The sequence below is a fragment of the Acinetobacter lwoffii genome, from assembly GCF_019343495.1.
Classification (GTDB): Bacteria; Pseudomonadota; Gammaproteobacteria; order Pseudomonadales; family Moraxellaceae; genus Acinetobacter; species Acinetobacter lwoffii_P.
On sequence record NZ_CP072549.1, the window covers coordinates 574,999 to 599,399 of the forward strand.

Sequence of the window (24,401 nt, forward strand, 5' to 3'; positions counted from 1 at the left end):
ATGGCTCATCAAATTAATGGTATTGCGTTACCGAATGAAGAGGGTTTTTTTGGTCAGTATGGCGGTCAGTTTATTCCACCCGATCTGAAACAGGCTATGGATGATATTAATGTGGCCTATCAGGAAATTCGTCAGACTGAAGAGTTTCAGAATGAATTGAAAGATCTGTTTGCCCATTATGTCGGTCGCCCAAGTCCTTTATTTCATGCCAAACGTCTTTCTGAACAGCTTGGCGGGGCGCAGATTTATCTGAAACGTGAAGACCTGAACCATACCGGCGCGCACAAGATTAATCATTGCCTAGGTGAAGCTTTGCTGGCCAAATACATGGGCAAGACCAAAGTCATTGCAGAAACTGGTGCGGGTCAGCACGGCGTCGCATTGGCAACTGCCTGTGCCTTGGTTGGGATTCCATGTGAAATTCACATGGGTCAGGTGGATATTGAAAAAGAGCATCCAAACGTCGTAAAAATGAAGATTCTGGGTGCGCGCCTGATCTCTGTGACGCGTGGTACAGCAACCCTGAAAGATGCAGTTGATAGTGCATTTGAAGAATACTTGAAAGACCCGAAAAATTATATCTATGCCATTGGTTCGGTGGTGGGGCCGCATCCATTTCCAATGATGGTACGTGATTTCCAGTCCATTATCGGTGATGAAATCAAAGTGCAAAGTAATGACCGTTTTGGTGCAAACCCGGACTATGTGGTGGCCTGTGTTGGCGGTGGTTCCAATGCAGTGGGTGCATTTACCGCGTTTTTAAATGAACCGGAAGTAAAGCTGGTGGGCGTAGAGCCGGGAGGTCATGGCCTGGACACCGATATGCATTCGGCGACCTTAACACTGGGTAAACCAAGTCAATTGCATGGTATGGCCTGCTATGTGCTGGAAGATGAGCAGGGTGAACCTTTACCGGTACATTCGATTGCTTCTGGCCTGGATTATCCTGGTGTGGGGCCGCAACATAGTCTGCTTAAGGATTTGGGCCGGGTCGAGTACACCACCGCCACCGATCAGGAATGTCTGGATGCTTTCATGACCTTGTCGCGTGTAGAAGGTATTGTGCCGGCTTTAGAAAGTTCACATGCAGTGGCCTGGGCAATTCGTGAAGCAGGCAAATTGCCAAAAGAAGTCAAGATCGTGGTCAATCTTTCTGGTCGTGGTGATAAAGACTCAGATTACGTCGCAGAAAAATTAGGTCTAAACTGATTTTATTCAGAATGTTCATATAAAAAATCCCGGTACACATACCGGGATTTTTTATGGATCAGATATAAAACTTTATCTTGGTGTCACTTAAGTGATCTTCAAATGCCTTAGAGAAAGCTAGATGATGTTTTAACCTGAGATATATTGCTGTAACTGTTCAATCAATTTGCGTTGGTCATCCATGGCCGCTTTGACCAAATCCCCAATTGAAATCAGACCGATCAGTTTTTCATGTTCGACCACGGGTAAGTGGCGTAGGTGGCGTTCAGTCATCAAAGATAAACAGTCTTCTACGCTAGTAGCTGTATTTACGGTAATCACTTTAGAGGTCATGATCTCATTAACAGTGGTGTCGAATGAGGTTCTTTGCATCAGGGCGATCTTACGCGTGTAATCCCGCTCTGACAAAATCCCCACCACATTGTCTTCATGGGTTACCACAAGCGCCCCGATTCCTTTATCCGCCATCAAGGTGATGGCTTCTAAAACAGTAGAATCTGGACGGATGGTATAAATAGCTTGATGCATTTTTTCACTGAGCACCTGTGCCACATTGGTCATGCTTAATCATCCTTATTGGTTAATTTATTATTAATCCTAGAGTATGTATTCAACCTGAACATCTCTAAGTGTTTAGGTTTTAGTCTTTATAAATAGCATGTTATTTAAGCAATGTGCAGTCTTTGTTGCGAAAAAAACAGATGACGCATCTGTGCAGCAGTCAGTTTGAGTTTGGTTCCATTGGTGTTGAACAGGGCTGGCGTAACATTCAGTCGCGACAGGGTCGGCAATAATGCATTTTCAAAATCTTCAGAATTGATTTTACGCGGGATGTAATCCGGCCAATGCTGCTGGGCATAATTTTTAGCATCCAGCGGATTGAGCCAGAATGGGAAGATGCAGTCTTCCTGGTCACGCATCATCGCCCAGCCTTGGTGATATGCGCCCCATAGCTCGCCACAATTCATCAAAGATTTAAGCATCGTGATCTTTAACAGAAAGTTTTTGCAGATCGGATCAAATTGAATAATTTTTCGTGGTTTCATTAGAATAAAGTGCTATTGGAGTTCAGGCTCTATTCTAGAAACTTTATATGAAATTACTGTTTCAGCTTTGCAAGGATTCGTAAGAAAATATGTATTGATTGCTACTTATTGAAAAAAGGGCATAAAAAAACGCCACCTAGGTGACGTTTCTTTATGCTTGCATGGTGGCCATGTTCTGCCAGTACTGGGCTTTGAGTGAATCTCGTTCTACACGGAAACCTTGATAATAAAGTTCTGCTAAAAAAAGCGCTGCTTTACCATGGCCAGCACGAGCGGCTTCTTCAAGCTGTTTTACTGCATCAGCAAAGTTCATTTGAGATTGAATGGTATTCACGGCATCTGCGTACAGATGTTCCAGATCGTGTTGAGAGAGTTGTTGTATCATATAAAAACTCCTTAATTTTAATTATGATTACAGGATAGACTATTTAGTCTAAATACAAATATAAATTAGTATTGTTAAACTAATATTACAAAATAATGGAAAAGTCAACTATTCGATTTTATTTGTTTACTTAAGTTATAGTTTAACTGATTAAACTATACACAACTATAAATATTATTAAGCTACATTGTAAATGGATAGCAAACAATAAGGAGAAGGCCATGATGACAAGAACTTTAGATGGTGTGAAATTTGATATGCCTCCGACTGCAGGTCAAATTATGGAACTTGCCGATTTGCATCGTAAAAAACTCGATCAAGCTATATTCAGTAAACATACCCATCTGGGTGATTATGGACTGGCACAACGTAAAGAAGTCTACGACTTTACCCGTGCGCTGGATGAAAACCAGCGTGAGCAGTTTTATAAGCTTTATAATGGTGAGCTGGTCCGCATTGCAGATGAGGATCGTCTGCATCCGCCTGAAGCAGAAGCGGGTTTAAGTAAATTTGCAATTGCACTGGTATTGCTTGTTGTTGCATTGGTGCTGTATTCAACAATTATTACCAGAATCATGAATTAGTCCTCGAAATAGCAGGATTCAGCTCTTATGAATATTCAGTGCGCTGACTTGAACTTATGTAACTGCGACCATACACTACCTCTAACCTGAGGTAGTGTATGTCTATAGATACAGAAAAACTAAGCCAATTTTTCAGCAGAATCAAACTGGAACAGATTTATAACAGTGTGGTTATTTTTATTATTGCGATCATTCTACTTTTAGCCGCATTTGCTCTATATCGTCCGTTGAGCATTGCTCAAGTCACCCAGATTCAGCAACTGTCTAAACAGCAAAACCTTCCCCAAACTCAGGATATGGCACTCGCTTTATTAGAGCAGCAGCATATCCGTCGTGGGCAATATCTTAAATTGATGCAGGCTTATCAGCAGGAATCACTTCGGGCACGTCAGCTTCCGCCGGTCTCTGTGGAGATGCCTTAGGCATAGGGTTTGTTGGTAAGTAATAATTGGCATCCATTAAATTTCGCTCCAAACGCATTTTCAAGGCATTTTGATCCAGTTCTTTGTTGACGACGACTAGGGTTAAGTGATCAGGATGAAAATGCTTGCGCACTGCATTTTGTACATCTGCTGCTGTGATTTTAGCCAAGCGTTCTGGATAACTGGATAAATAATCAGTTTGCTCACTATAAAAACCCATATTGCCTAGCTGGGCATTAATGGTGGCATTACTGCTGTAATTATTAGGAAAAGCACGTAACATGCCTGCTTTGGTTTCTTCCAGACGCTGAGTATCAATAGGTTGGCTGACAAAGTGGATAAATGCTTGATGTGCAACCTGAATGCTGTCTAGCAGTTGATCCTGACGCGTGGAATACTTAAAGCTGAATACGCCGGGTGCCTGACTAAAGCTCAATGAACTATAAGCGCCATAAGTAAAACCACGTTTCACCCGTAGTTCCTGCATCAATACTGCATTAAATCCGCTACCGCCAAACATGCGATTGGCGACTTCTAAAGCCAGTTTATCTTCAGTAAAGCGGGTTGGGCCTAAATGCCCAAAGGTGACATGCGCCTGAGACGAGTTATAGGGTAGATGTACCACTTCAAAACCAGATTGAATTTCAGGCTGTGGCAATGCTTCTGCTTTTTGCCCTTGAGGTAAATTGCCGGCAATTCGTTCAGACAGTTCCAGTGCCTGTTTAGGGCTGAGTTTACCGGTAATAGCAATATTCATATTTTGCGCCACCAAAAACTGATCACGGAATTTTTTTAATAATTCTGCGTTAATTTTCTTGGTGCTGCCTTGGGTGCCGCTGATTGGTTCTGCATAAGGATGTTGACCATAAAGGGCACGATAAAACCGGATATCCATCAATCGGCTTGGATTTTCCTGTAGCTGTTTTTGTCCCACTTGGGTATTGCTTAAAGCCAGATTAATGCTGGATGGTTTAAATGATGCATTCTTGAGAACCTCCATCAGCATGCCCAATGCGGGTTCCAGTTTTTCCGGGTCTGAAAGCGTACGCAGACGAACCACAAACATATCCCGATAGGCTTGTACGCTGAATTGTGCTCCGGTTTGGTCAAAAACTTCCGCCACCTGATTGGCGCTATATTTGTCGGTTCCTTCACGCATCAACTTGGCTGCCATATTGGATAGACCATATAGGCCTTTGGCAATTTCCTGATCACGGGCCGAACCGGCATTAAAGGTCAGCTGGATATCTACCATGGGAAGATCTTGCGTTTCAACAAACAGCGTGCGTACTTTGTAGCGATTATTTAGATCATGAATATAAGGCGCCTGAAAATCCCGTTGCTGATTAATATTTTTTAAGCTTTGCAGCAAAGGGATAGACTGTAACTGACTCGGATTATCATTTTGGTTAGGCTGGGGATCCAGATAGTTTTCTGCATGGGTAGCCGAGCTAAGACTTAAAATTGAAATAAGCAAAAATGAACGAAGTTGAAGCATTATAATCCCCGTTGCTGGGTGTTTTGTTCAGGAGAGAGATAAAGCGTGCTGAGATTTTCACGTACAAAATAGGCGTTTGCGACACGCTGGATATCCTGAACGCTGACACTTTCAAAGTGTTTCGGTAATTCATCCATCAGGCGATAACTCAAGCCATTGACCTCTAGATTTCCAATCATTTTGGCTTGTCCGGCAATATCATCCTGGCTATAGATCAAATTGGAAATAAAGCGGGTACTGATACGATCCACTTCCTGTTGGGTCATCGCTGTAGTTTTAAGTAAATCCACTTCATCCTGAATTGCTTGTTGTGCTTCTTGCAAAGAGATGCCCGGCGCAGGTAAGGCAGAAATACCAAACAGGCTGTCGCCGCGATTATAGGGATCATAAGAAACGCTGACAGAGGTCAGAATTTTACGATCACGTACCAATCGGTCTTGCAGGCGCGAAGAAATGCCACTGTCCAAAAGACTGCGAATAATGGTCAAGGCATAAGCATCTTGGGGGTTTTTGGCAGTGCCAAGGGATTTTACATTCCAGGTCATGTACAGATTGGGCACCTGAATATTGCTATTGATTTCCATATGGCGATAACCCAAACGCTCAAACTCCAGTACGTCATTGCGCGCCGGTGTTGGACGTGCGGGAATGTCAGCAAAATATTTTTGTACCTGAGCCAAAGCAGCTTCAGATTCTACATTCCCCACAATCACCAGAATGGCATTATTCGGACTGTACCAATCCCGGTACCATTTTTTGACATCATTCAACTGAATATTATTCAGAGTTTTCATGTGTCCAATCACCGGCTGGCGATAATGACTGGTCGGATAACTGACCCATTTAAACCGTTCAAATGCTTGCGCCCGCGGATTGTCATCGGTACGCTGGCGCCGTTCTTCCATGACGACTTTAATTTCTGGCTCGAAGTCCTGCTGCCGCAATAATAAATTGCTCATACGATCAGACTCGAGTTCCAAGGCCATAGGGAAATAAGCCTTAGGATAGAGCTGATAATAATTGGTGTAATTGGTAAAGGTGGCTGCATTGATACTGCCGCCATAAATCCGGCTAAGACGGGTAAATTCATCATTTGGGACTTTATGAGTGCCTTTGAACATCATATGTTCAAGTGCATGGGATACCCCCAGAATATTTCCGGATTCATCACTACTGCCGACTTTGTACCAAATTTGTGTCATTACCATGGGCGCACGATGGTCTTCCCGAATAATGACTTTTAAACCGTTACTTAAAGTGGTTTCAAAAGTAGTCCGTGACAATTCGCTTCGGGTTTGTGCCTGAACCGAGCTAAAACTCAGGCTAAGCAAGACTGCTGCACCGAGTGGATAAAGCATCTGTTTGATCATTTGCGAGAAAGAGGAGATAGTCAAAAAGGTGATGAACACTAGATCTCCTGAAATAGGCAGTTGTATTTAGAGTTATTTTTAATAAATGTGTGCTTGAAAGCAACCGAGAGCTGTAGCTTTTTGGTATGTTTGTCCAGCATTTGCATTGCTAGCTGCAAAGCTGGCAAGTTATGGTAGAATCTGGGTTTTTAACGCAATGCTTTTCAAGGATTCGGCATGCAACAGCAATCTAATGGGCAAAACAAATTTTTGATTGATGCTGATATCGGAGATGATGATGTCACATTACCGAGCTTACCTGCGGTTAATGTGCCTATCATAGAAACGCCAAGCGAAACAGCTGTGGTTTCTGCACCTGTCGAAACAGAAACTGAAAATGAAGATTCTGCTGCGAAAGCTGGCTTCTTTAGCCGTATGAAAGTGGGTTTAACCAAAACCCGTAAAAACCTTGCCGATGGGATGGTGAATATCCTGATCGGCGGTAAAGAAATTGATGATGAATTATTAGAAGAAGTCGAAGAGCAGCTTCTGGTAGCAGATATTGGCGTGGAAGCAACCAAGACCATTATTGCTAACCTGACTGAACGTACGGCACGTGGTGATTTGATCTATTCGCATTCACTCTATAAAGCGCTTCAGGAAGAACTGGTGGCTTTATTGGCACCACGGGTAAAACCGCTGCATATTGATCCGAATAAATCGCCTTATGTGATTCTGGTAGTTGGTGTGAATGGTGTCGGTAAAACGACTACCATTGGCAAGTTGGCAAAGCGCCTGCAAGGTGAAGGCAAGACCGTCATGTTGGCAGCAGGCGATACTTTCCGTGCGGCTGCAACTGAACAGCTCCAGATCTGGGGTGAGCGTAATAATATTGCGGTTGTTGCTCAGGGTCATGGTGCTGACTCAGCTTCAGTGATTTTCGATGCTTTTGAAAGTGCGCGTGCCAAAGGTGTGGATGTATTGATTGCAGACACAGCGGGCCGTTTGCATAACAAAGGTCATTTGATGCAGGAATTGACTAAAGTAAAACGTGTAATGCAGAAAATTGATGCCACTGCACCTCATGAAGTGATGTTGGTGGTCGATGCCGGTACTGGTCAGAATGCTATTAATCAGGTCGAGATGTTTGATGAGGCGGTAGGCTTGACGGGCTTAACTATTACCAAACTTGATGGTACTGCCAAAGGTGGGGTACTGTTTAATATCGCCAGTCGTACTCATGTGCCGATTCGCTTTATTGGTGTGGGTGAAAAAATTGATGACCTGCGTCCATTCTCTGCCAAATCTTTTGTTGCTGCATTATTTGAAACTGAAAAATAAATAATGTGCAATGCTTCACATAAACTCCGCCAAGTGCGGAGTTTGTTGTTTTTGGCTGGTTTGAGTGTTGTAAAAACCGACAGTAAAACCACCACTAAATCTGCCCATCTTGATAAAGGCCTTATAATTGTAGGGGATTTTCTAAGCTTATTTGGCTTGTTTTTTGTGGGGTAGAAAATGGCATTGCTAAATAAGATTGGTCAGGTATTAACAAGCGATATAACCAAGGATTTTAAATTTTCAAGAAAAAATAAACTGAATGGTGATTTAGAACTGACTTTTGTCGATCAATTGAAAAAGCGCCGTAGTATCGATCAACTCGGTAAGCGGGTACATTATAGTCAGACTTATCTTGGCGAAATCATTCAGGAAGCAGTGCGCAGTTGCCCTTCGGCTTATGATTCTCAAACTACGCGCATTGTGGTGTTATTTGCAGATTCTCATCATCAATTCTGGGAAATTGTGAAACAGGTACAGCGTCAGCATATGCCGGCATCTATTTACGAAGGAATGGAAATCAAGTTGAATCAATATGCTGCTGCCTATGGCACGGTTTTGTTTTATGAAGATCAAGCCGTGATTCAACAATTACAAAAGAAAATGCCATTAAATAGTGAAGATTTTCCAGCATGGTCGGAACAAACTTCCGGTATGGCGCAATTTGCTGTGTGGACGACGCTGGCAGATTCTGGCTTAGGGGCATCCTTACAGCACTACAATCCACTGATTGATGAAAGGGTCGCTGAGCATTTTGAAATTGAAAAGAACTGGTTGTTGCGAGCCCAACTTTGCTTTGGATCAATTGAACAAACAGTAGAAGAAAAATTACAAAAACCGGATCAGCATCGTTTCAAAGTATTTAATTAAAAGTTTATAGAACACTTTATATGTGACAGCATGGAAGCTGCGGATAAAATCAGATACAAATACGCTACTCAGATCTAAATCTGATTGTTCTATAAATAAAACACATTGTTATCGAAATGCACCTGTCTTGGGTGCTTAAAGCACGTAATATAACTTTATCGATTTTCAAATAACCAAAATATACAGAGGTGGGTTCATGGCATTTTTAGATCAAATCAAACAACGCCGTAGCATTTATTCAATTGGAAAAAATGTAGATCTGGATCAAGCAGAAATTGAGAAAATCATTAAAGATGCGGTGAAGCACAGTCCGTCATCTTTTAACTCGCAAACCTCGCGTGTGGTGATTTTATTTGGTCAATCACATGATACCTTCTGGCATATTGTACGTGAAACTTTACGTGACCTTGTTTCAGCAGATGCATTTGAATCAACCAATAGCAAGATCAATGCTTTTGCAGCAGGTTATGGAACCGCTCTGTTTTATGAAGATCAGAATGTGGTGAAGTCGATGCAAGAGCAGTTTGCACTCTATGCAGATAACTTCCCAGTCTGGTCTGAGCATTCTTCCGCTATTGCACAGTTTGCAACCTGGACCGCTTTGGCAGAAAAAAATATCGGTGCTTCATTGCAGCACTACAATCCAATTATTGATGAAGAAGTTGCACAAACTTTCGAGATTCCATCTCACTGGAAACTTCGCGCTCAACTGGTATTTGGTTCGATTGAAGCTCCTGCAGGTGAAAAAACCTTTATGGATGATGCAGAACGCTTTAAGACCTTTGCGTAAACGATTTTAGGTTATAAAAAAGAAGCACTTTGATGCTTCTTTTTTATGTCTTAGAGTTGTATTTAGATATGATGTGATATGTCTAGCTAAATAAATGCTAAAAACACAGGCTGTATCGCTCCAGCTTTTGTCATAAGATTGTCATTTAGACGCGGCATAGTGCAGCTAATTTTTAATAAACAACCAAAAATGAGTATAGGATATGGGTTTACGTATTGCGGCAACTGCAGCAGTGTTTCTGTTTAGCACACCAGTTTTTTCGGCAGTGACCGTCACAGTACCTGAAGAAATAAAAATTGTTGCCGTAAATGATCAAGAGGTGAACTCGGGTCTATTACGTTCTAATCAGACTTATAGCTTGGATGCAGGTGTAAATGCGATCAGCGTACGCTATAACGAATTTTTCCAGCATTCAGACAATTCACATGACATTTTAAAGTCAGGTGTGGTTACGGTAAAAACACCAAGCCTTAAAGATGGTGAAACTTACCGTTTAGCACTTATTCAGGCGCCTAAAGATTTTGATGCAGCGCAAAAATATAAAGATCAGCCCATTATTGGCCTATATGATGCGAAAAATCAGCTCTTAGTCCAGCAGACGGGCGCTAAAGATTCAGCGAAACCATGGTTTGGAAATCGCGTATTGACTAAAAAAGTAGATATGACAACTCAAGCCGCGACACCAGTTCATCAACCGGCAGCTATATATACTCAGTCAGTAGAACAGAATGATCAGCAGCTGATTCAATTATGGCAGAAAGCTTCTAAAGCTGAACGTCAAAAATTCATGACTTGGCTCGCTGAGCAGACAAATTAAAATATTTTGATGAAGAATCAAAAAGATCACCATTGAGGTGATCTTTTTTTATGAGATGAAGGCTAGAAAATTAACATTTGCTTAAACTTTTCATGCGGAATTAGCTAGAAAAACGCAAAAAAGTGTTAAAAATAGCCTTTTAGATTAAAAAATAAACGCATGATTGGTTTTTTTGAATATTTTTAAGAAAAGCCCTTGCGCTCGTTTTGAAACTGTATAGAATACGCAGCACACCAACGCAATGCATGAAACGAAACGTTAAGTGATTGGGTTGGAGCTTGAAACTGACGAGGTTTTAAGAAGATCATTAAGAGATTATGAAGAACAACTTGTGTGGATTTTTACTGATTGATTGATCGAAATTATTTTCATTGATTGATGGTAGAAATTACTCGAAGTTTATTTGAGAAATATTTGTCAGAAAATTGATGAGCCAAGATTGGTGCCCTTTAAGGCACTACATAGTATTAAACTGAAGAGTTTGATCATGGCTCAGATTGAACGCTGGCGGCAGGCTTAACACATGCAAGTCGAGCGGGGAAAGGTAGCTTGCTACTTAACCTAGCGGCGGACGGGTGAGTAATGCTTAGGAATCTGCCTATTAGTGGGGGACAACATCTCGAAAGGGATGCTAATACCGCATACGTCCTACGGGAGAAAGCAGGGGACCTTCGGGCCTTGCGCTAATAGATGAGCCTAAGTCGGATTAGCTAGTTGGTGGGGTAAAGGCCTACCAAGGCGACGATCTGTAGCGGGTCTGAGAGGATGATCCGCCACACTGGGACTGAGACACGGCCCAGACTCCTACGGGAGGCAGCAGTGGGGAATATTGGACAATGGGGGGAACCCTGATCCAGCCATGCCGCGTGTGTGAAGAAGGCCTTTTGGTTGTAAAGCACTTTAAGCGAGGAGGAGGCTACCGAGATTAATACTCTTGGATAGTGGACGTTACTCGCAGAATAAGCACCGGCTAACTCTGTGCCAGCAGCCGCGGTAATACAGAGGGTGCAAGCGTTAATCGGATTTACTGGGCGTAAAGCGCGCGTAGGTGGCCAATTAAGTCAAATGTGAAATCCCCGAGCTTAACTTGGGAATTGCATTCGATACTGGTTGGCTAGAGTATGGGAGAGGATGGTAGAATTCCAGGTGTAGCGGTGAAATGCGTAGAGATCTGGAGGAATACCGATGGCGAAGGCAGCCATCTGGCCTAATACTGACACTGAGGTGCGAAAGCATGGGGAGCAAACAGGATTAGATACCCTGGTAGTCCATGCCGTAAACGATGTCTACTAGCCGTTGGGGTCTTTGAGACTTTAGTGGCGCAGCTAACGCGATAAGTAGACCGCCTGGGGAGTACGGTCGCAAGACTAAAACTCAAATGAATTGACGGGGGCCCGCACAAGCGGTGGAGCATGTGGTTTAATTCGATGCAACGCGAAGAACCTTACCTGGTCTTGACATAGTAAGAACTTTCCAGAGATGGATTGGTGCCTTCGGGAACTTACATACAGGTGCTGCATGGCTGTCGTCAGCTCGTGTCGTGAGATGTTGGGTTAAGTCCCGCAACGAGCGCAACCCTTTTCCTTATTTGCCAGCGGGTTAAGCCGGGAACTTTAAGGATACTGCCAGTGACAAACTGGAGGAAGGCGGGGACGACGTCAAGTCATCATGGCCCTTACGACCAGGGCTACACACGTGCTACAATGGTCGGTACAAAGGGTTGCTACCACGCGAGTGGATGCTAATCTCAAAAAGCCGATCGTAGTCCGGATTGGAGTCTGCAACTCGACTCCATGAAGTCGGAATCGCTAGTAATCGCGGATCAGAATGCCGCGGTGAATACGTTCCCGGGCCTTGTACACACCGCCCGTCACACCATGGGAGTTTGTTGCACCAGAAGTAGGTAGTCTAACCTTAGGGGGGACGCTTACCACGGTGTGGCAGATGACTGGGGTGAAGTCGTAACAAGGTAGCCGTAGGGGAACCTGCGGCTGGATCACCTCCTTAACGAAAGATTGACGATTGGTAAGAATCCACAACAAGTTGTTCTTCATACGATGTATCTGAGGGTCTGTAGCTCAGTTGGTTAGAGCACACGCTTGATAAGCGTGGGGTCACAAGTTCAAGTCTTGTCAGACCCACCACTACTGACGAAGTACGGAAAATCAGAAACATTGACTTATTGATAAGCTGGGGACTTAGCTTAGTTGGTAGAGCGCCTGCTTTGCACGCAGGAGGTCAGGAGTTCGACTCTCCTAGTCTCCACCATACATTCCTACGGAATGTATAAAGACAAAAGCTAATAAATAGACAATCAGTTGATTGTTAGTTTAGTCCTTAAGCGATCAAGTGTTTAGATCCTAGAGATTAGCAAGTACAAGCGTTATGATACGCGCACTTGATAATCTCTGTGATTTATCACAGTTTCCTGACCTGACGAAGGCTGGAAAAATCATTAACAGAATATATTTGAGTTGAAATAATTTGTTCAAACTCGTTTCAAGTAGGCAACTACAAGAAATGAGTTCTAGCGAAATTAACTGAATCAAGCGTTTTGGTATATGAATCTAATTGAAGCTGTACAGTAGTTAAATCTACGAAACGCCAACTGTATGAGAGTGTTGAAAGACACGATCTGTTGCTTATCCTACTTGTAAGGATAAACGACTGTTTGGGGTTGTATAGTCAAGTAATTAAGTGCATGTGGTGGATGCCTTGGCAGTCAGAGGCGAAGAAAGACGTGATAGCCTGCGAAAAGCTCCGGGGAGGCGGCAAATATCCTGTGATCCGGAGATGTCTGAATGGGGAAACCCACTTACCATAAGGTAGGTATTGCAACATGAATACATAGTGTTGCAAGGCGAACGAGGGGAAGTGAAACATCTCAGTACCCTTAGGAAAAGAAATCAATTGAGATTCCCTCAGTAGCGGCGAGCGAAAGGGGAAGAGCCCATTAAGTCATATAAGTTCTAGTGGAACGCTCTGGGAAGTGCGACCGTAGACGGTGATAGTCCTGTACACGAAAGGGCTTATATGATGATGTCGAGTAGGGCGAGGCACGTGAAACCTTGTCTGAATATGGGGGGACCATCCTCCAAGGCTAAATACTCCTGACTGACCGATAGTGAACCAGTACCGTGAGGGAAAGGCGAAAAGAACCCCTGTGAGGGGAGTGAAATAGATCCTGAAACCGCATGCATACAAGCAGTGGGAGCCGACTTGTTCGGTGACTGCGTACCTTTTGTATAATGGGTCAGCGACTTATATTCAGTAGCGAGGTTAACCGAATAGGGGAGCCGTAGGGAAACCGAGTCTTAATAGGGCGTTTAGTTGCTGGGTATAGACCCGAAACCAGGTGATCTATCCATGAGCAGGTTGAAGGTTGGGTAACACTAACTGGAGGACCGAACCCACTGTCGTTGAAAAGCCAGGGGATGACTTGTGGATAGGGGTGAAAGGCTAATCAAACTTGGTGATAGCTGGTTCTCCCCGAAAGCTATTTAGGTAGCGCCTCGGACGAATACCATTGGGGGTAGAGCACTGTTTCGGCTAGGGGGTCATCCCGACTTACCAAACCGATGCAAACTCCGAATACCAATGAGTACTATCCGGGAGACAGACTGCGGGTGCTAACGTCCGTAGTCAAGAGGAAAACAATCCAGACCGCCAGCTAAGGCCCCAAAATTATAGTTAAGTGGGAAACGATGTGGGAAGGCATAGACAGCTAGGAGGTTGGCTTAGAAGCAGCCACCCTTTAAAGAAAGCGTAATAGCTCACTAGTCGAGTCGGCCTGCGCGGAAGATGTAACGGGGCTAAAACTATATGCCGAAGCTGCGGATGCATAATTTATTATGCGTGGTAGGGGAGCGTTCTGTAAGCCGATGAAGGTGGATTGAGAAGTCTGCTGGAGGTATCAGAAGTGCGAATGCTGACGTGAGTAACGACAATGCGAGTGAAAAACTCGCACGCTGAAAGACCAAGGGTTCCAGTCCAACGTTAATCGGGGCTGGGTGAGTCGACCCCTAAGGCGAGGCCGAGAGGCGTAGTCGATGGGAAATTGGTTAATATTCCAATACTTCTGTGTAATGCGATGAGAGGACGGAGAAGGTTAAGTCAGCCTGGCGTTGGTTGTCCAGGTGGAAGGTTGTAGGCATGTATCTTAGGCAAATCCGGGGTACTCTATGCTGAGAACTGATAGCAAGCTGTACTTGTACAGTGAAGTGGCTGATACCATGCTTCCAGGAAAAGTCTCTAAGCTTCAGTTACACAGGAATCGTACCCGAAACCGACACAGGTGGTCAGGTCGAGTAGACCAAAGCGCTTGAGAGAACTCTGCTGAAGGAACTAGGCAAAATGGTACCGTAACTTCGGGAGAAGGTACGCTGTTGTCGGTGATAGGACTTGCTCCTTGAGCGGGCGACAGCCTCAGAAACCAGGCCCCTGCAACTGTTTATTAAAAACATAGCACTCTGCAAACACGAAAGTGGACGTATAGGGTGTGATGCCTGCCCGGTGCTGGAAGGTTAATTGATGGGGTTAGCGTAAGCGAAGCTCTTGATCGAAGCCCCAGTAAACGGCGGCCGTAACTATAACGGTCCTAAGGTAGCGAAATTCCTTGTCGGGTAAGTTCCGACCTGCACGAATGGCATAATGATGGGGGCGCTGTCTCCAGCAGAGACTCAGTGAAATCGAATTCGCCGTGAAGATGCGGTGTACCCGCGGCTAGACGGAAAGACCCCGTGAACCTTTACTGCAGCTTGACATTGAACTTTGATCTTACTTGTGTAGGATAGGTGGGAGGCTTTGAAGTCGCGACGCTAGTTGCGATGGAGCCGTCCTTGAAATACCACCCTGGTAATATTGAGGTTCTAACTCTGTCCCGTTATCCGGGACGAGGACCATGTCTGGTGGGTAGTTTGACTGGGGCGGTCTCCTCCTAAAGAGTAACGGAGGAGTACGAAGGTGCGCTCAGCGTGGTCGGAAATCACGCGTAGAGTATAAAGGCAAAAGCGCGCTTAACTGCGAGACCCACAAGTCGAGCAGGTACGAAAGTAGGTCTTAGTGATCCGGTGGTTCTGTATGGAAGGGCCATCGCTCAACGGATAAAAGGTACTCTGGGGATAACAGGCTGATACCGCCCAAGAGTTCATATCGACGGCGGTGTTTGGCACCTCGATGTCGGCTCATCTCATCCTGGGGCTGAAGCAGGTCCCAAGGGTATGGCTGTTCGCCATTTAAAGAGGTACGCGAGCTGGGTTTAGAACGTCGTGAGACAGTTCGGTCCCTATCTACCGTGGGCGTTGGAAATTTGAGAGGATCTGCTCCTAGTACGAGAGGACCAGAGTGGACGAACCTCTGGTGTACCGGTTGTCACGCCAGTGGCATCGCCGGGTAGCTATGTTCGGAAGGGATAACCGCTGAAAGCATCTAAGCGGGAAGCCTACCTCAAGATAAGATTTCCCCGAGACTTTATGTCTCCTAAAGAGCCGTTGAAGACTACGACGTTGATAGGTTGGATGTGGAAGCATAGTGATATGTGAAGCTGACCAATACTAATTGCTCGTGAGGCTTGACTATACAACACCCAAACAGTTGTTGTATAAAAGCTCGATTGATTCGATATTAAACAAAGTGACTTGATTTAGTTACGCTAAACGAACAAACTACTGCAACTCAGATATATCTGTTAATGAACGATGTTCAAAGCACTGCTTTGAACAGAGTGCAAGATTTGAAGAAAGCTAAGGCAACCATAAGACCTCAGTAAGTAATCATACCAGTTGTGCTGGCGACCATAGCAAGAGTGAACCACCTGATCCCTTCCCGAACTCAGAAGTGAAACCTCTTAGCGCTGATGGTAGTGTGGGGTTACCCATGTGAGAGTAAGTCATCGCCAGCTCATTATTCGAAACACCCCCTTCAAGCGAAGGGGGTGTTTTTTTATGCGCGGGATTTTAGAAATAAGTCTTTTATTTCTGATTCTGATTTCTATATGCATTCACTTCCTATCGAGCTCCACGAACTTATTAATTTAAGTGTATAGAAGTATTTATCTGAAATCTTATTAAAGTCTTCTTAGAAGGATGATTCACGTTAATATGACTAGTGTTATCCGATCGATATAGTTTGATCTAAAAGATTTTACAGTCCTATCTTATAAATCTTAAAAAATAAAAAACCAGCGAATCGCTGGTTTTTTATGGCAGGGTATTTTTACCGAACACGCATATCACAACTGTAGTTAATATTTTCTAAATATGTTTTCATAGCAGAAATTTCAATAGGTATTATTTAATAACTACTAATTATCAAAGCTTTACATAAAATAGCCTAAGCATTATTAATTTAATTAGCTTAAATCAGTAATTATAGAGAGTCTTTCAGCATTTTTTTATGCTGTTTTACTTGTTTGGCATAACGTTTACCTTGTTTACGCATTTTACGATTATTTTCATAACCCGATGGACCTACATTATAATAGGCAAGCGCTTTCTTCCAGTCACCGGATGATTGATTATATTTAGAAAGAATATATGTACCACATTGGATATTACTGCTTTCATTGTATAAATCACCTGGACAAGTTTGTTGCCAATATCTCGGAATCACTTGCATCAAGCCTACCGCACCTGCTGGCGAAGTTGCTTGGCTACGATAAGTAGATTCCTGACGAATCACAGCCGCCACTAGAAGTGGATCTACACCCTGATTTTGTGCATGTTGAACAATTAAAGGTGAAACACGATTAGCTGTACTGGATGGGGTGGAATAAGCAGTTTGAATGCCTTTAGACAGCTTAGCTGCGCGTTTTTCTACCGAGCCTCCGCCCAAGGATGAGCAACCCGCAAAAAGAAAAGTGCTCAATAAAATAGAAGAAAATTTAAAAGAATGAGAATGAAATAGTGAACGTTTAGATTTAATTGGATTGAATAAATAAGAAAAAAACAAACTGTGGATTCCATGCCTGAATAAACGTATTTCGATGTTAGGCAGCCTATATACAAGAGTCAAGCTTGCTGCTGATGAAAGCACTTTATTACTATACAAATTTTATCTATCTACTAAAAAATCTCTAAATTGAAAGGGTCTTTAGCATCCAGATTTCACAGGCATCACTATGTCCGGTATTGCCTTCAGGATAATCAAGATGCTGAAAACCTAATTTTTCATAGAGTTTCACCGCTTGCCAAAGCGCTTTAGTTGTTTCTAGATAGACTGAATTAATCTGATGAGTCTGTGCAAATTCACAGGATAATTCTAAAATTTTCTTGGCAAAACCTTGCTGACGAATTTCAGGTAAAAAGTACATTTTCTGAATTTCTAAAATAGTTGCATCACCTTTTAATGGCGCAATTCCACCACCACCGTAAATTTTATTTTGTTGATCCACAACAACCCAGTAAGCTGATTTCGGTTGCTGATAAACTTGATACAGTTCATCTAGAATAGAATCGCCTACTGCGAAACCAGATTCTGCTGCCAGCCCAAACTCTTGGGAAACACGACGAATAATGCTTGCAATTTGGGCATTATCTTCAGGCTGAATAGGACGAATAGAGTACATATAGAACTGATTTTATTTTGAAAAAACGATGAATTTTTATAACCTTAAATCCTTAAAAAAGCCATCGTTTATTCAATTTAGATAAGTTTAATTCACTATTTGATGAGCAATCACTATTTTAATTCGCTTGATGATTTTCCCAACTCCCGACGGGCAATAATGAGTTGCTGAATTTGCTGGGTGCCTTCAAAGATATCCAAAATCTTGGAATCACGCGCCCATTTTTCCAAAAGTTCAGTTTCGTTATAACCAATGGCTGCTGCCAGTTCGACACATTTTAAGGTGATTTCATTACCGATCCGACCGGCCTTGGCTTTGGCAATAGAGGCTTCACGTGAATTGGGTTTGCGATTATCGGCCATCCAGGCAGCTTTCAGCATCAGTAAGCGTGCTGCTTCCCATTCAGCTTCCATACGATAGATTTGTGCTGCGATATTAGAGCTTTGTAAATACGGTGTGGCATAAGTGGAGTCCAGCTGATCCTTAAAAATCTCCTTGATGCGTTCCAGCGAGGCTTTCGCACAACCAATCGCCATGGCTGCAACCAGCGGGCGAGTATTATCAAAGGTTTCCATCACGCCAGCAAAGCCTTTAGCAACATCGATTTCTGCATGACCGAGCAAGTTTGCTGCAGGTACTCGACAGTTGATAAAGCTAATCGTGGCAGTATCGGATGATTTAATCCCTAATTAATGTTCCAGTCGTTCAATCTTCATTCCTGGAGTACCTTTGGTCACCACAAATGATTTAATTGCCGATCGTCCCTGTTTTTTATCCAAAGTTGCCCAAACGACCACTGCATCAGCACGATCTCCGGAGGTTACAAAAATCTTCTCACCATTCAGAATATAGTCATCACCGTCTTTAGTCGCAGTGGTACGAATTGCAGCGGAATCTGAACCGCAACCTGGCTCGGTAATCGCCATGGCTGCCCAAGTTCCATGAAAACGGTGCAATTGCTCATCATTGGCAACAGCTGCAATGGCTGAATTTCCTAATCCTTGGCGTGGCATCGAGAGTAATAAGCCAGTATCGCCATAACACATTTCAATAATACTCAGGGCGGTAGACATATTGATGCCATTTTTATTGCTGCTGTCTGCATCGCCACGTTTATTGACCGCTGCACCAGCATTCATGCCTTCGCTACCTTGGTTCATACCATCCACGACTGAAGCGAGCATGTCTAGCTCTATCGGATAAGCATGTTCAGCCTTATCATATTTACGTGAAATCGGACGCAAAACATTGAGGGCAACTTCATGTGCTTGATCAATCAAAAGCTTAAATTTTTTTGGAGTTTGTAGATTCATCATTATTCTTCTTTATGTTTTGATCAGGCATGCAAGCCAGAATGGAGAATGGCAGTAGATCTAAGATCTCTATACCAGCGTTCGACCGGATGCTCTTTGGTAAAACCATGACCACCCAAAATCTGTACACCATCGGTGCCTATTTTCATGGATTTTTCTGCACAGAGTAAGCGTGCCAAATAGGCTTCACGATGGAAAGTTTGACCAGATTCAGCCAGACTCGCGGCATTCAGGATCAGCATTCGCATTGCATCAATTTCAATGGCCATATCGGCAATCATAAAGGCGACACTCTGACGATGAGAAATCGGTTCACCAAAGGCAATACGTTCATTGGCATATTGCACACAGTATTTTTTGACTGCTTCACAGGTGCCCACCGCCATCGCACACCACATTAAATTGCCCAAATCTACGAATGTACGATAATCAAAATCTTCATCACCCAGACGATATGCCGGAGTATTTTCAAATTTGAGCGTAACGGTTTCAGTAGCTTTTAATCCCATAGCCGGCGATTTTTTCGCAGTGACGGTACTGTCGCGTTGCACCACAAAGACCTCAGCTCTGCCATCTAGATTAGCACTGACCAGGTATAGATCGGCACTTTCTCCCAAGAGCACCAAGGTCTTTTGACCTCGAATCAGATAATGTCCCTGATGTGCAACAGCCTTGGTTCTAAGTTGCTCCGGGTTAAACGCTGCTGTTTCTTCCTGCACTGCAAAGGTGGCCTTTAACTCAGGATTTTCTGCGAAAGCGCCCAGATATTCTGACTGAATCTGCTCTGAGCCCCAGCGGGTAATGGCATTAATGACACTAAAAGTCGAAAGTAAGCCAGCCGTCAGACTGAAATCACCCTGAGCCAAATGTTGAGCGATTAAAATATTGCTAACTATATTCTGTTCCGATGCAACGCCCCCCAATGCTTCAGGCAGGGCATAGAAATTCAAACCTAAATCAGTGCTGTATTGCCAGAGTTCATGGGGAAATAATTCATGCTGATCTGCATCATGTGCCAATGGATATAGCACCTCTTTAGCAAATTGCTGCATGGCATTACAGGTCATTTGCTGTTCTTCAGTCAGATTCAGATCAAATAAGGATTTGGACTGATGCGGCAGACGCTGTTTTTGAATCTTCTGGCCAGATTTCAGGATTTTCTGGGTTTGACTTAAGGTTTTGAATCCTGCTTTTGAACTTTGATAAAGTGATTTTTCTACAAATTTACGCAGTTTTAATTGATCTAATACTTCGCTACCCGCGATTTTGGTCAGTATGGACAAGCCAAATCCTTGGGCTTTATTCACCATATTATTCATTCTGATTATCCTAAAGGTGTTGTCACGTTATTTTTTTAATACTGACATGCACTCAGAGATAAAACTATGTCATCCCTGACATGAATGATTGACAATTTTTAGGTTTTTGGGATTGAAGAAAGGGGCGAATAAATCAATGAAAATTAAAAGAAAGATAAAAATACAAAAAATCCATTTTGGATAAAAATTGACCCGAATGACAAAATCATCCGGGTCTTTTTGATGCAGGTTTTATTTTAAGAGAGATGATGTTTAATCATGGCACGCACATTGGTTTTGGCATCAATCACGGTCATAAAGGTGTAAGCACCAATAAATTTACGGCTAATAAACATAAATTCCTTCGGTGGAACACTGAAATAACGTGAAGCCATAGATCTCGACGCCTGTTGCATCACACGGCTATGCAGCTGGCTTTTTTTCCAGTCATAGCGATTATGTTCATCCATGATGCCAGCTGGCAATTCTTGATTATTTAGCGGTGAGCTAAATGCTTCAGTAGCTAATAAGAAGACCTTAGCCATATCCGGTTTGATGCTTTGCGGGATCGAATCAAAAAACTCATAACCGGTCATCGCCTTGACCATCATATCCGAGTCATGATGATAGCCTGCCTGAATCAGGTTACGCGCAACACTGAGCAGATGTTGGTCAAACTGGCGGATCGCGCCAAAGTCGAGCAAAATGATCTTGTCGTGCACATCTGCGCCATTGCCCAGACGAACCAGATAGTTACCAAAGTTCGGATCGGTTTGCATCTCGCCCCATTCGAAGATTTCACGCACTGCAATTTCCAGAGAGGCTTCACCTAACTGGTTGCGGCGTTCTTGAGGTAGGGACAACATCACCGGGCTGTTGATCGGCACACCGCGTTCGAAGGTCATGCACAGCACACGATCAGAGCAATATTCATTAATAATGGTTGGGACGATATAGCGCGGATCATCTTTTAAACGTGCAGCAAAACGACGTGTGGTATCTGCTTCAATCTGATAATTTACTTCACGATGCATCATTTCACGGACTTCATCGAACCATTGGTCGAATTCACGGGTCTGTGGCACGATGCGGGTCAATTTCAACATGTTTTTAAACAGGCTCATATCCGAATCAATCGCTTCTGCAACACCCGGATACTGAATTTTTAACACCAGTTCCATTCCGTCAGATTTTCGGGTAGCACGATGTACCTGTGCCAAAGAAGCTGTACCCAAAGGTTCATGATCAATGGTGAGATCGTCGAGTTTTGAACCGAGTTGTTGCTGTAACTGGGTCTTGATGGCTGGCCATGCCAATGCTACCGTCTGATTGTTCAGGGTATTTAGAGCCTGAGTGACTTCTTCTGGCAGAAAATGCTCACCGTACAGCGCCATCATCTGGCCAATTTTAACGATAGACCCTTTCAGCTTGCCAATTTCTGCTACCAGATAATCGGCCTGTTCTTTCATGGCTTTTTTACGTTTCTTTTCTTTTTCTTCTTCGCTTGAGAATATGGAGCTTGCACTAGAAGCTGCCCAACGCGTGCCTGCCAGCAAGGATGCCTTTGCGATCGATAAGCGTCGATCCATAGAGGAGGTTTTCAGTTGTTTAAGCTTATCGTTCTGATCTGACATGTAAACTCGATCCTTTCATCATCAGCATGAAGCAGAATAAATCATTGTAAGGGATAGTAGCGTTTCTGCACGTATTAAAAAAGTTTAAGCCGCTGAATTCATAGTAAAAGCTAGGCAAGCTTTCATTTATTCACCAACTTGTATCAGTTTAGACAGGGCATTATGCCATTTGAAATTGGATTTTTAATTCAGATCGTTGTTGTAACTGTTGTTTATTTGTTTGAATATGTTGATGAATCAGGCGCTGTACGCTGTCATGCATAAAGCCCAAAGCATAGCCTTTTACAATCACAATACTAGGCAAGCCAAAAAACAGATATTTGGCATCTTCCAGTGTCGCATCGGTAAATACGCCATGCTGCATTAAGGTCGACTGCAAAAATACCTTTTCTTGCTGCACCTGACTGGAGGCTTGATCATTCCAGTAATTCTGGCGCATCGCCATAAGATTATTGTGCTTATAGCTCATAGATCTGGGCTCATTTGAAGATTGAATGCGGATTATATGTGGGTCACGTGCCAATTTTCAATTGTGCAACTGTTTAATCTTTCAGTCCGAGAAATGCATAGGATTTTTGTCCGGACTACGTTAATATCAGTGGATAATTTAAACAATATTGATTGTTAAACATTTATTGGGATTGTACCGGTTTCGGTCAAGGGGAAGTTATGCGTCTTGCATGGTTTTTAGTTGCAGTTTTTGCGGGTACTGCGGTTCAGACACAAGCTGCTGTTGGGTATTCCAAGGAATATACACAGTGCATGAATTTTAGTTATGGTAATACACCCAAAGCGGAAAAATGCCTGGAAAAAGAGCTGAAAGTTCACAATAAACGCCTGAAGAAAAACTATAAAACTTATTTAAAATTGAATCCGAACCAGACCGCCGCCATTCGCAGTCAGCATGTATTGTGGGAGCGTAAACTGGCCCAGCAATGTAATTTTAGAATGTCAGGAAAATATGCCAAGCAGCAGCAAGGTCAATGTATGCTGGCTTTGATTATGGATCAGGCCAATCTTTATCAATCCCGCTCTTATGCGTCCGGGTTCCGATAAATCATCATAGTATTAGCCTCGGCATTTAACAGAAACATCTCTGAATAAAGTCAAAATTTATAATCATAATCGCTCACAAAAACAAGAATTTTATAATTTTTGTGGGCATAGAGAATTCGTGTTTTTCATGCTTTTAGCATTATAAAAGCAGGCAAAACAAGGTATCATAAGGCGTTTAAAAAAATGACCTTGGAGACGCCTTAAGTGGATCGACCGACTATTAGCCCTGAACATATGCAGGAAGCCGCTGAAAATTTAACCACCATTCGTGATTTTATTCGTTTTGGTGTGACAGCATTACGTCAATACGATGCACATTTGGGCCAAGGCACAGAAGATTATTTTGCTGAAAGTTCAGCGCTAGTGCTGCAAACCCTGTCATTAGAATGGAAAGCGGACGCTGAAATTTTAGATGCCAAATTATTACCAAGTGAAAAAGCCGAATTTTTAAGTCTGCTGGAACGCCGTATTAATGAAAAAGTACCGACTTCATATTTATTGAACCTGGCTTACTTTGATGGCAAACCTTACTACGTTGATGAACGCGTGCTGATTCCTCGTTCACCGATTGCTGAACTGATTCAAAACCGTTTCGCCCCGTATTGCCTGGGTGAACATGGTCAAATGGGTGAAGCGGTTAATAACTTGCCGGAAAACCCGAATCCAAAAACACCACAACGCATTCTAGATATGTGTACCGGTTCTGGCTGTATCGCAATTGCCTTGGCTTATGCTTTCCCTGAAGCTGAAGTAGATGCCACCGATATTTCGAAAGAAGCATTGGAAGTTGCGCAAATCAATACTGAGCATCATGACAAGCAATATCAGATCGCATTGCTTGAATCAGATCTGTTTGAAAAAATTCCAGCCGAAAATCAGTACGATTTAATCGTATCTAATCCGCCGTATGTCGATGCGGAAGATATGGCTGATTTGCCTGAAGAATTCCATCATGAGCCTGAACTTGCGCTTGCTGCAGGTCAGGACGGTCTGGATCTGGTGCGTAAAATGCTGGCTCAAGCAGCAGATTACCTGACTGAAAATGGCCTGATCGTGATTGAAGTGGGTAATTCAGAATGGGCGATGCGCCAAAACTTCAATTCGGTTGATTTCTACTGGTTACAATTCCAGAAAGGTGGCACTGGTATCTTTGCATTGACTGCAGAGCAATGCCGTACCTACCGTGATTTATTCATTCAGTCTATTCAAGCATAAGGAGTCGTTTGAC

Annotated in this window: 19 protein-coding genes, 2 tRNA genes, 3 rRNA genes and 1 pseudogene; 14 read left to right on the plus strand and 11 right to left on the minus strand. The window is 43.2% G+C overall.

Annotated elements, in window-relative coordinates; translation table 11 throughout:
- Positions 1-1,209, plus strand: coding sequence for a tryptophan synthase subunit beta (gene trpB, locus J7649_RS02760; protein WP_219309260.1), 1,209 nt, complete (start codon positions 1-3; stop codon positions 1,207-1,209).
- A gap of 129 nt (positions 1,210-1,338) precedes the next feature.
- Here the strand turns inward: trpB and J7649_RS02765 are convergent, their stop codons facing one another.
- From J7649_RS02765 to J7649_RS02775, 3 genes are all read right to left on the minus strand, one after another.
- Complete coding sequence (locus tag J7649_RS02765; RefSeq protein WP_004278688.1) at positions 1,339-1,770, minus strand: CBS domain-containing protein; 432 nt, start codon at positions 1,768-1,770, stop codon at positions 1,339-1,341.
- A gap of 104 nt (positions 1,771-1,874) precedes the next feature.
- On the minus strand, positions 1,875-2,255 hold the full coding sequence (locus J7649_RS02770) for a DUF2750 domain-containing protein (protein WP_004645256.1): 381 nt from the start codon (positions 2,253-2,255) through the stop codon (positions 1,875-1,877).
- A 151-nt stretch (positions 2,256-2,406) separates the two neighbouring features.
- The gene (locus tag J7649_RS02775) at positions 2,407-2,640 is read right to left on the minus strand and encodes an SEL1-like repeat protein (protein ID WP_004278686.1); all 234 of its coding nucleotides are present in this window, start codon (positions 2,638-2,640) and stop codon (positions 2,407-2,409) included.
- 224 nt (positions 2,641-2,864) lie between these two features.
- Between J7649_RS02775 and J7649_RS02780 the strand changes: the two genes are divergently transcribed.
- On the plus strand, positions 2,865-3,224 hold the full coding sequence (locus tag J7649_RS02780; protein WP_034436454.1) for a hypothetical protein: 360 nt from the start codon (positions 2,865-2,867) through the stop codon (positions 3,222-3,224).
- 98 nt (positions 3,225-3,322) lie between these two features.
- Entirely contained in the window at positions 3,323-3,646 is a 324-nt protein-coding gene (locus tag J7649_RS02785; RefSeq protein WP_004645254.1) for a hypothetical protein, read from the plus strand.
- On the opposite strand, the gene J7649_RS02790 is transcribed toward J7649_RS02785, so the two are convergent.
- On the minus strand, positions 3,570-5,144 hold the full coding sequence (locus tag J7649_RS02790) for a M16 family metallopeptidase (RefSeq protein WP_044108949.1): 1,575 nt from the start codon (positions 5,142-5,144) through the stop codon (positions 3,570-3,572). The two genes, J7649_RS02785 and J7649_RS02790, sit on opposite strands and share 77 nt — an antisense overlap.
- Positions 5,144-6,553, minus strand: coding sequence for a M16 family metallopeptidase (locus J7649_RS02795; RefSeq protein ID WP_219309261.1), 1,410 nt, complete (start codon positions 6,551-6,553; stop codon positions 5,144-5,146). Before J7649_RS02795 ends, J7649_RS02790 begins: the two co-directional genes overlap by 1 nt.
- Before the next feature lie 177 nt (positions 6,554-6,730).
- On the opposite strand from J7649_RS02795, the gene ftsY reads away from it, so the two are divergent.
- The 9 genes from ftsY to rrf all read left to right on the plus strand — a co-directional run bounded on the left by ftsY (position 6,731) and on the right by rrf (position 16,207).
- Complete coding sequence (gene ftsY / locus J7649_RS02800) at positions 6,731-7,834, plus strand: signal recognition particle-docking protein FtsY (protein ID WP_219309262.1); 1,104 nt, start codon at positions 6,731-6,733, stop codon at positions 7,832-7,834.
- 177 nt (positions 7,835-8,011) lie between these two features.
- Positions 8,012-8,701: a nitroreductase family protein gene (locus J7649_RS02805; protein WP_219309263.1), complete on the plus strand. Its 690-nt coding sequence runs from the start codon at positions 8,012-8,014 to the stop codon at positions 8,699-8,701.
- 196 nt (positions 8,702-8,897) lie between these two features.
- On the plus strand, positions 8,898-9,491 hold the full coding sequence (locus tag J7649_RS02810; protein WP_004731228.1) for a nitroreductase family protein: 594 nt from the start codon (positions 8,898-8,900) through the stop codon (positions 9,489-9,491).
- A gap of 202 nt (positions 9,492-9,693) precedes the next feature.
- Positions 9,694-10,308 (plus strand): DUF2057 family protein, encoded by a 615-nt coding sequence (locus J7649_RS02815; RefSeq protein ID WP_005100087.1) that lies wholly within the window; start codon positions 9,694-9,696, stop codon positions 10,306-10,308.
- A gap of 469 nt (positions 10,309-10,777) precedes the next feature.
- Positions 10,778-12,315 (plus strand): 16S ribosomal RNA (locus tag J7649_RS02820).
- 60 nt (positions 12,316-12,375) lie between these two features.
- Positions 12,376-12,452 (plus strand) — tRNA-Ile (locus J7649_RS02825).
- Positions 12,453-12,500: 48 nt separating this feature from the next.
- Positions 12,501-12,576 (plus strand) — tRNA-Ala (locus J7649_RS02830).
- 415 nt (positions 12,577-12,991) lie between these two features.
- Positions 12,992-15,885, plus strand: a 23S ribosomal RNA gene (locus J7649_RS02835).
- Between the two features lie 207 nt (positions 15,886-16,092).
- Positions 16,093-16,207: ribosomal RNA gene (rrf, locus tag J7649_RS02840) — 5S ribosomal RNA — on the plus strand.
- Together the 16S, 23S and 5S rRNA genes with 2 tRNA genes alongside form the textbook arrangement of a ribosomal RNA operon.
- A 467-nt stretch (positions 16,208-16,674) precedes the next feature.
- On the opposite strand, the gene J7649_RS02845 is transcribed toward rrf, so the two are convergent.
- From J7649_RS02845 to J7649_RS02870, 6 genes and pseudogenes are all read right to left on the minus strand, one after another.
- Positions 16,675-17,256 carry a lytic transglycosylase domain-containing protein gene (locus tag J7649_RS02845; protein ID WP_005246122.1) on the minus strand — a complete coding sequence of 194 codons (582 nt, stop codon included), beginning with the start codon at positions 17,254-17,256 and terminating at the stop codon, positions 16,675-16,677.
- Between the two features lie 124 nt (positions 17,257-17,380).
- Positions 17,381-17,872 (minus strand): GNAT family N-acetyltransferase, encoded by a 492-nt coding sequence (locus J7649_RS02850; protein WP_005246123.1) that lies wholly within the window; start codon positions 17,870-17,872, stop codon positions 17,381-17,383.
- Between the two features lie 113 nt (positions 17,873-17,985).
- Positions 17,986-19,185 (minus strand): annotated as a pseudogene (locus J7649_RS02855) (acyl-CoA dehydrogenase family protein).
- Between the two features lie 23 nt (positions 19,186-19,208).
- Positions 19,209-20,495 (minus strand): acyl-CoA dehydrogenase family protein, encoded by a 1,287-nt coding sequence (locus tag J7649_RS02860; RefSeq protein WP_219310043.1) that lies wholly within the window; start codon positions 20,493-20,495, stop codon positions 19,209-19,211.
- Between the two features lie 245 nt (positions 20,496-20,740).
- Complete coding sequence (locus J7649_RS02865; protein WP_219309264.1) at positions 20,741-22,117, minus strand: ABC1 kinase family protein; 1,377 nt, start codon at positions 22,115-22,117, stop codon at positions 20,741-20,743.
- A 160-nt stretch (positions 22,118-22,277) separates the two neighbouring features.
- Positions 22,278-22,586, minus strand: a complete 309-nt coding sequence (locus tag J7649_RS02870) for a hypothetical protein (protein ID WP_085064442.1) — start codon at positions 22,584-22,586, stop codon at positions 22,278-22,280.
- Positions 22,587-22,786: 200 nt separating this feature from the next.
- Here J7649_RS02870 and J7649_RS02875 point away from each other — a divergent pair, with 200 nt between their 5' ends.
- Together J7649_RS02875 and prmB are read left to right on the plus strand one after the other, a co-directional pair.
- Positions 22,787-23,173: a lysozyme inhibitor LprI family protein gene (locus J7649_RS02875; RefSeq protein WP_219309266.1), complete on the plus strand. Its 387-nt coding sequence runs from the start codon at positions 22,787-22,789 to the stop codon at positions 23,171-23,173.
- Between the two features lie 204 nt (positions 23,174-23,377).
- Positions 23,378-24,388 carry a 50S ribosomal protein L3 N(5)-glutamine methyltransferase gene (prmB, locus tag J7649_RS02880; RefSeq protein WP_044108320.1) on the plus strand — a complete coding sequence of 337 codons (1,011 nt, stop codon included), beginning with the start codon at positions 23,378-23,380 and terminating at the stop codon, positions 24,386-24,388.
- The last annotated feature ends 13 nt before the right edge of the window (positions 24,389-24,401 follow it).

Excerpts from the sequence above, each read along its gene's own strand:
- trpB (WP_219309260.1), top strand. The coding sequence starts at position 1 with ATGGCTCATCAAATTAATGGTATTGCGTTACCGAATGAAGAGGGTTTT.
- J7649_RS02765 (WP_004278688.1), bottom strand. The coding sequence starts at position 1,770 with ATGACCAATGTGGCACAGGTGCTCAGTGAAAAAATGCATCAAGCTATT.
- J7649_RS02770 (WP_004645256.1), bottom strand. The coding sequence starts at position 2,255 with ATGAAACCACGAAAAATTATTCAATTTGATCCGATCTGCAAAAACTTT.
- J7649_RS02775 (WP_004278686.1), bottom strand. The coding sequence starts at position 2,640 with ATGATACAACAACTCTCTCAACACGATCTGGAACATCTGTACGCAGAT.
- J7649_RS02780 (WP_034436454.1), top strand. The coding sequence starts at position 2,865 with ATGACAAGAACTTTAGATGGTGTGAAATTTGATATGCCTCCGACTGCA.
- J7649_RS02785 (WP_004645254.1), top strand. The coding sequence starts at position 3,323 with ATGTCTATAGATACAGAAAAACTAAGCCAATTTTTCAGCAGAATCAAA.
- J7649_RS02790 (WP_044108949.1), bottom strand. The coding sequence starts at position 5,144 with ATGCTTCAACTTCGTTCATTTTTGCTTATTTCAATTTTAAGTCTTAGC.
- ftsY (WP_219309262.1), top strand. The coding sequence starts at position 6,731 with ATGCAACAGCAATCTAATGGGCAAAACAAATTTTTGATTGATGCTGAT.
- J7649_RS02805 (WP_219309263.1), top strand. The coding sequence starts at position 8,012 with ATGGCATTGCTAAATAAGATTGGTCAGGTATTAACAAGCGATATAACC.
- J7649_RS02810 (WP_004731228.1), top strand. The coding sequence starts at position 8,898 with ATGGCATTTTTAGATCAAATCAAACAACGCCGTAGCATTTATTCAATT.
- J7649_RS02815 (WP_005100087.1), top strand. The coding sequence starts at position 9,694 with ATGGGTTTACGTATTGCGGCAACTGCAGCAGTGTTTCTGTTTAGCACA.
- J7649_RS02850 (WP_005246123.1), bottom strand. The coding sequence starts at position 17,872 with ATGTACTCTATTCGTCCTATTCAGCCTGAAGATAATGCCCAAATTGCA.
- J7649_RS02860 (WP_219310043.1), bottom strand. The coding sequence starts at position 20,495 with ATGGTGAATAAAGCCCAAGGATTTGGCTTGTCCATACTGACCAAAATC.
- J7649_RS02865 (WP_219309264.1), bottom strand. The coding sequence starts at position 22,117 with ATGTCAGATCAGAACGATAAGCTTAAACAACTGAAAACCTCCTCTATG.
- J7649_RS02870 (WP_085064442.1), bottom strand. The coding sequence starts at position 22,586 with ATGAGCTATAAGCACAATAATCTTATGGCGATGCGCCAGAATTACTGG.
- J7649_RS02875 (WP_219309266.1), top strand. The coding sequence starts at position 22,787 with ATGCGTCTTGCATGGTTTTTAGTTGCAGTTTTTGCGGGTACTGCGGTT.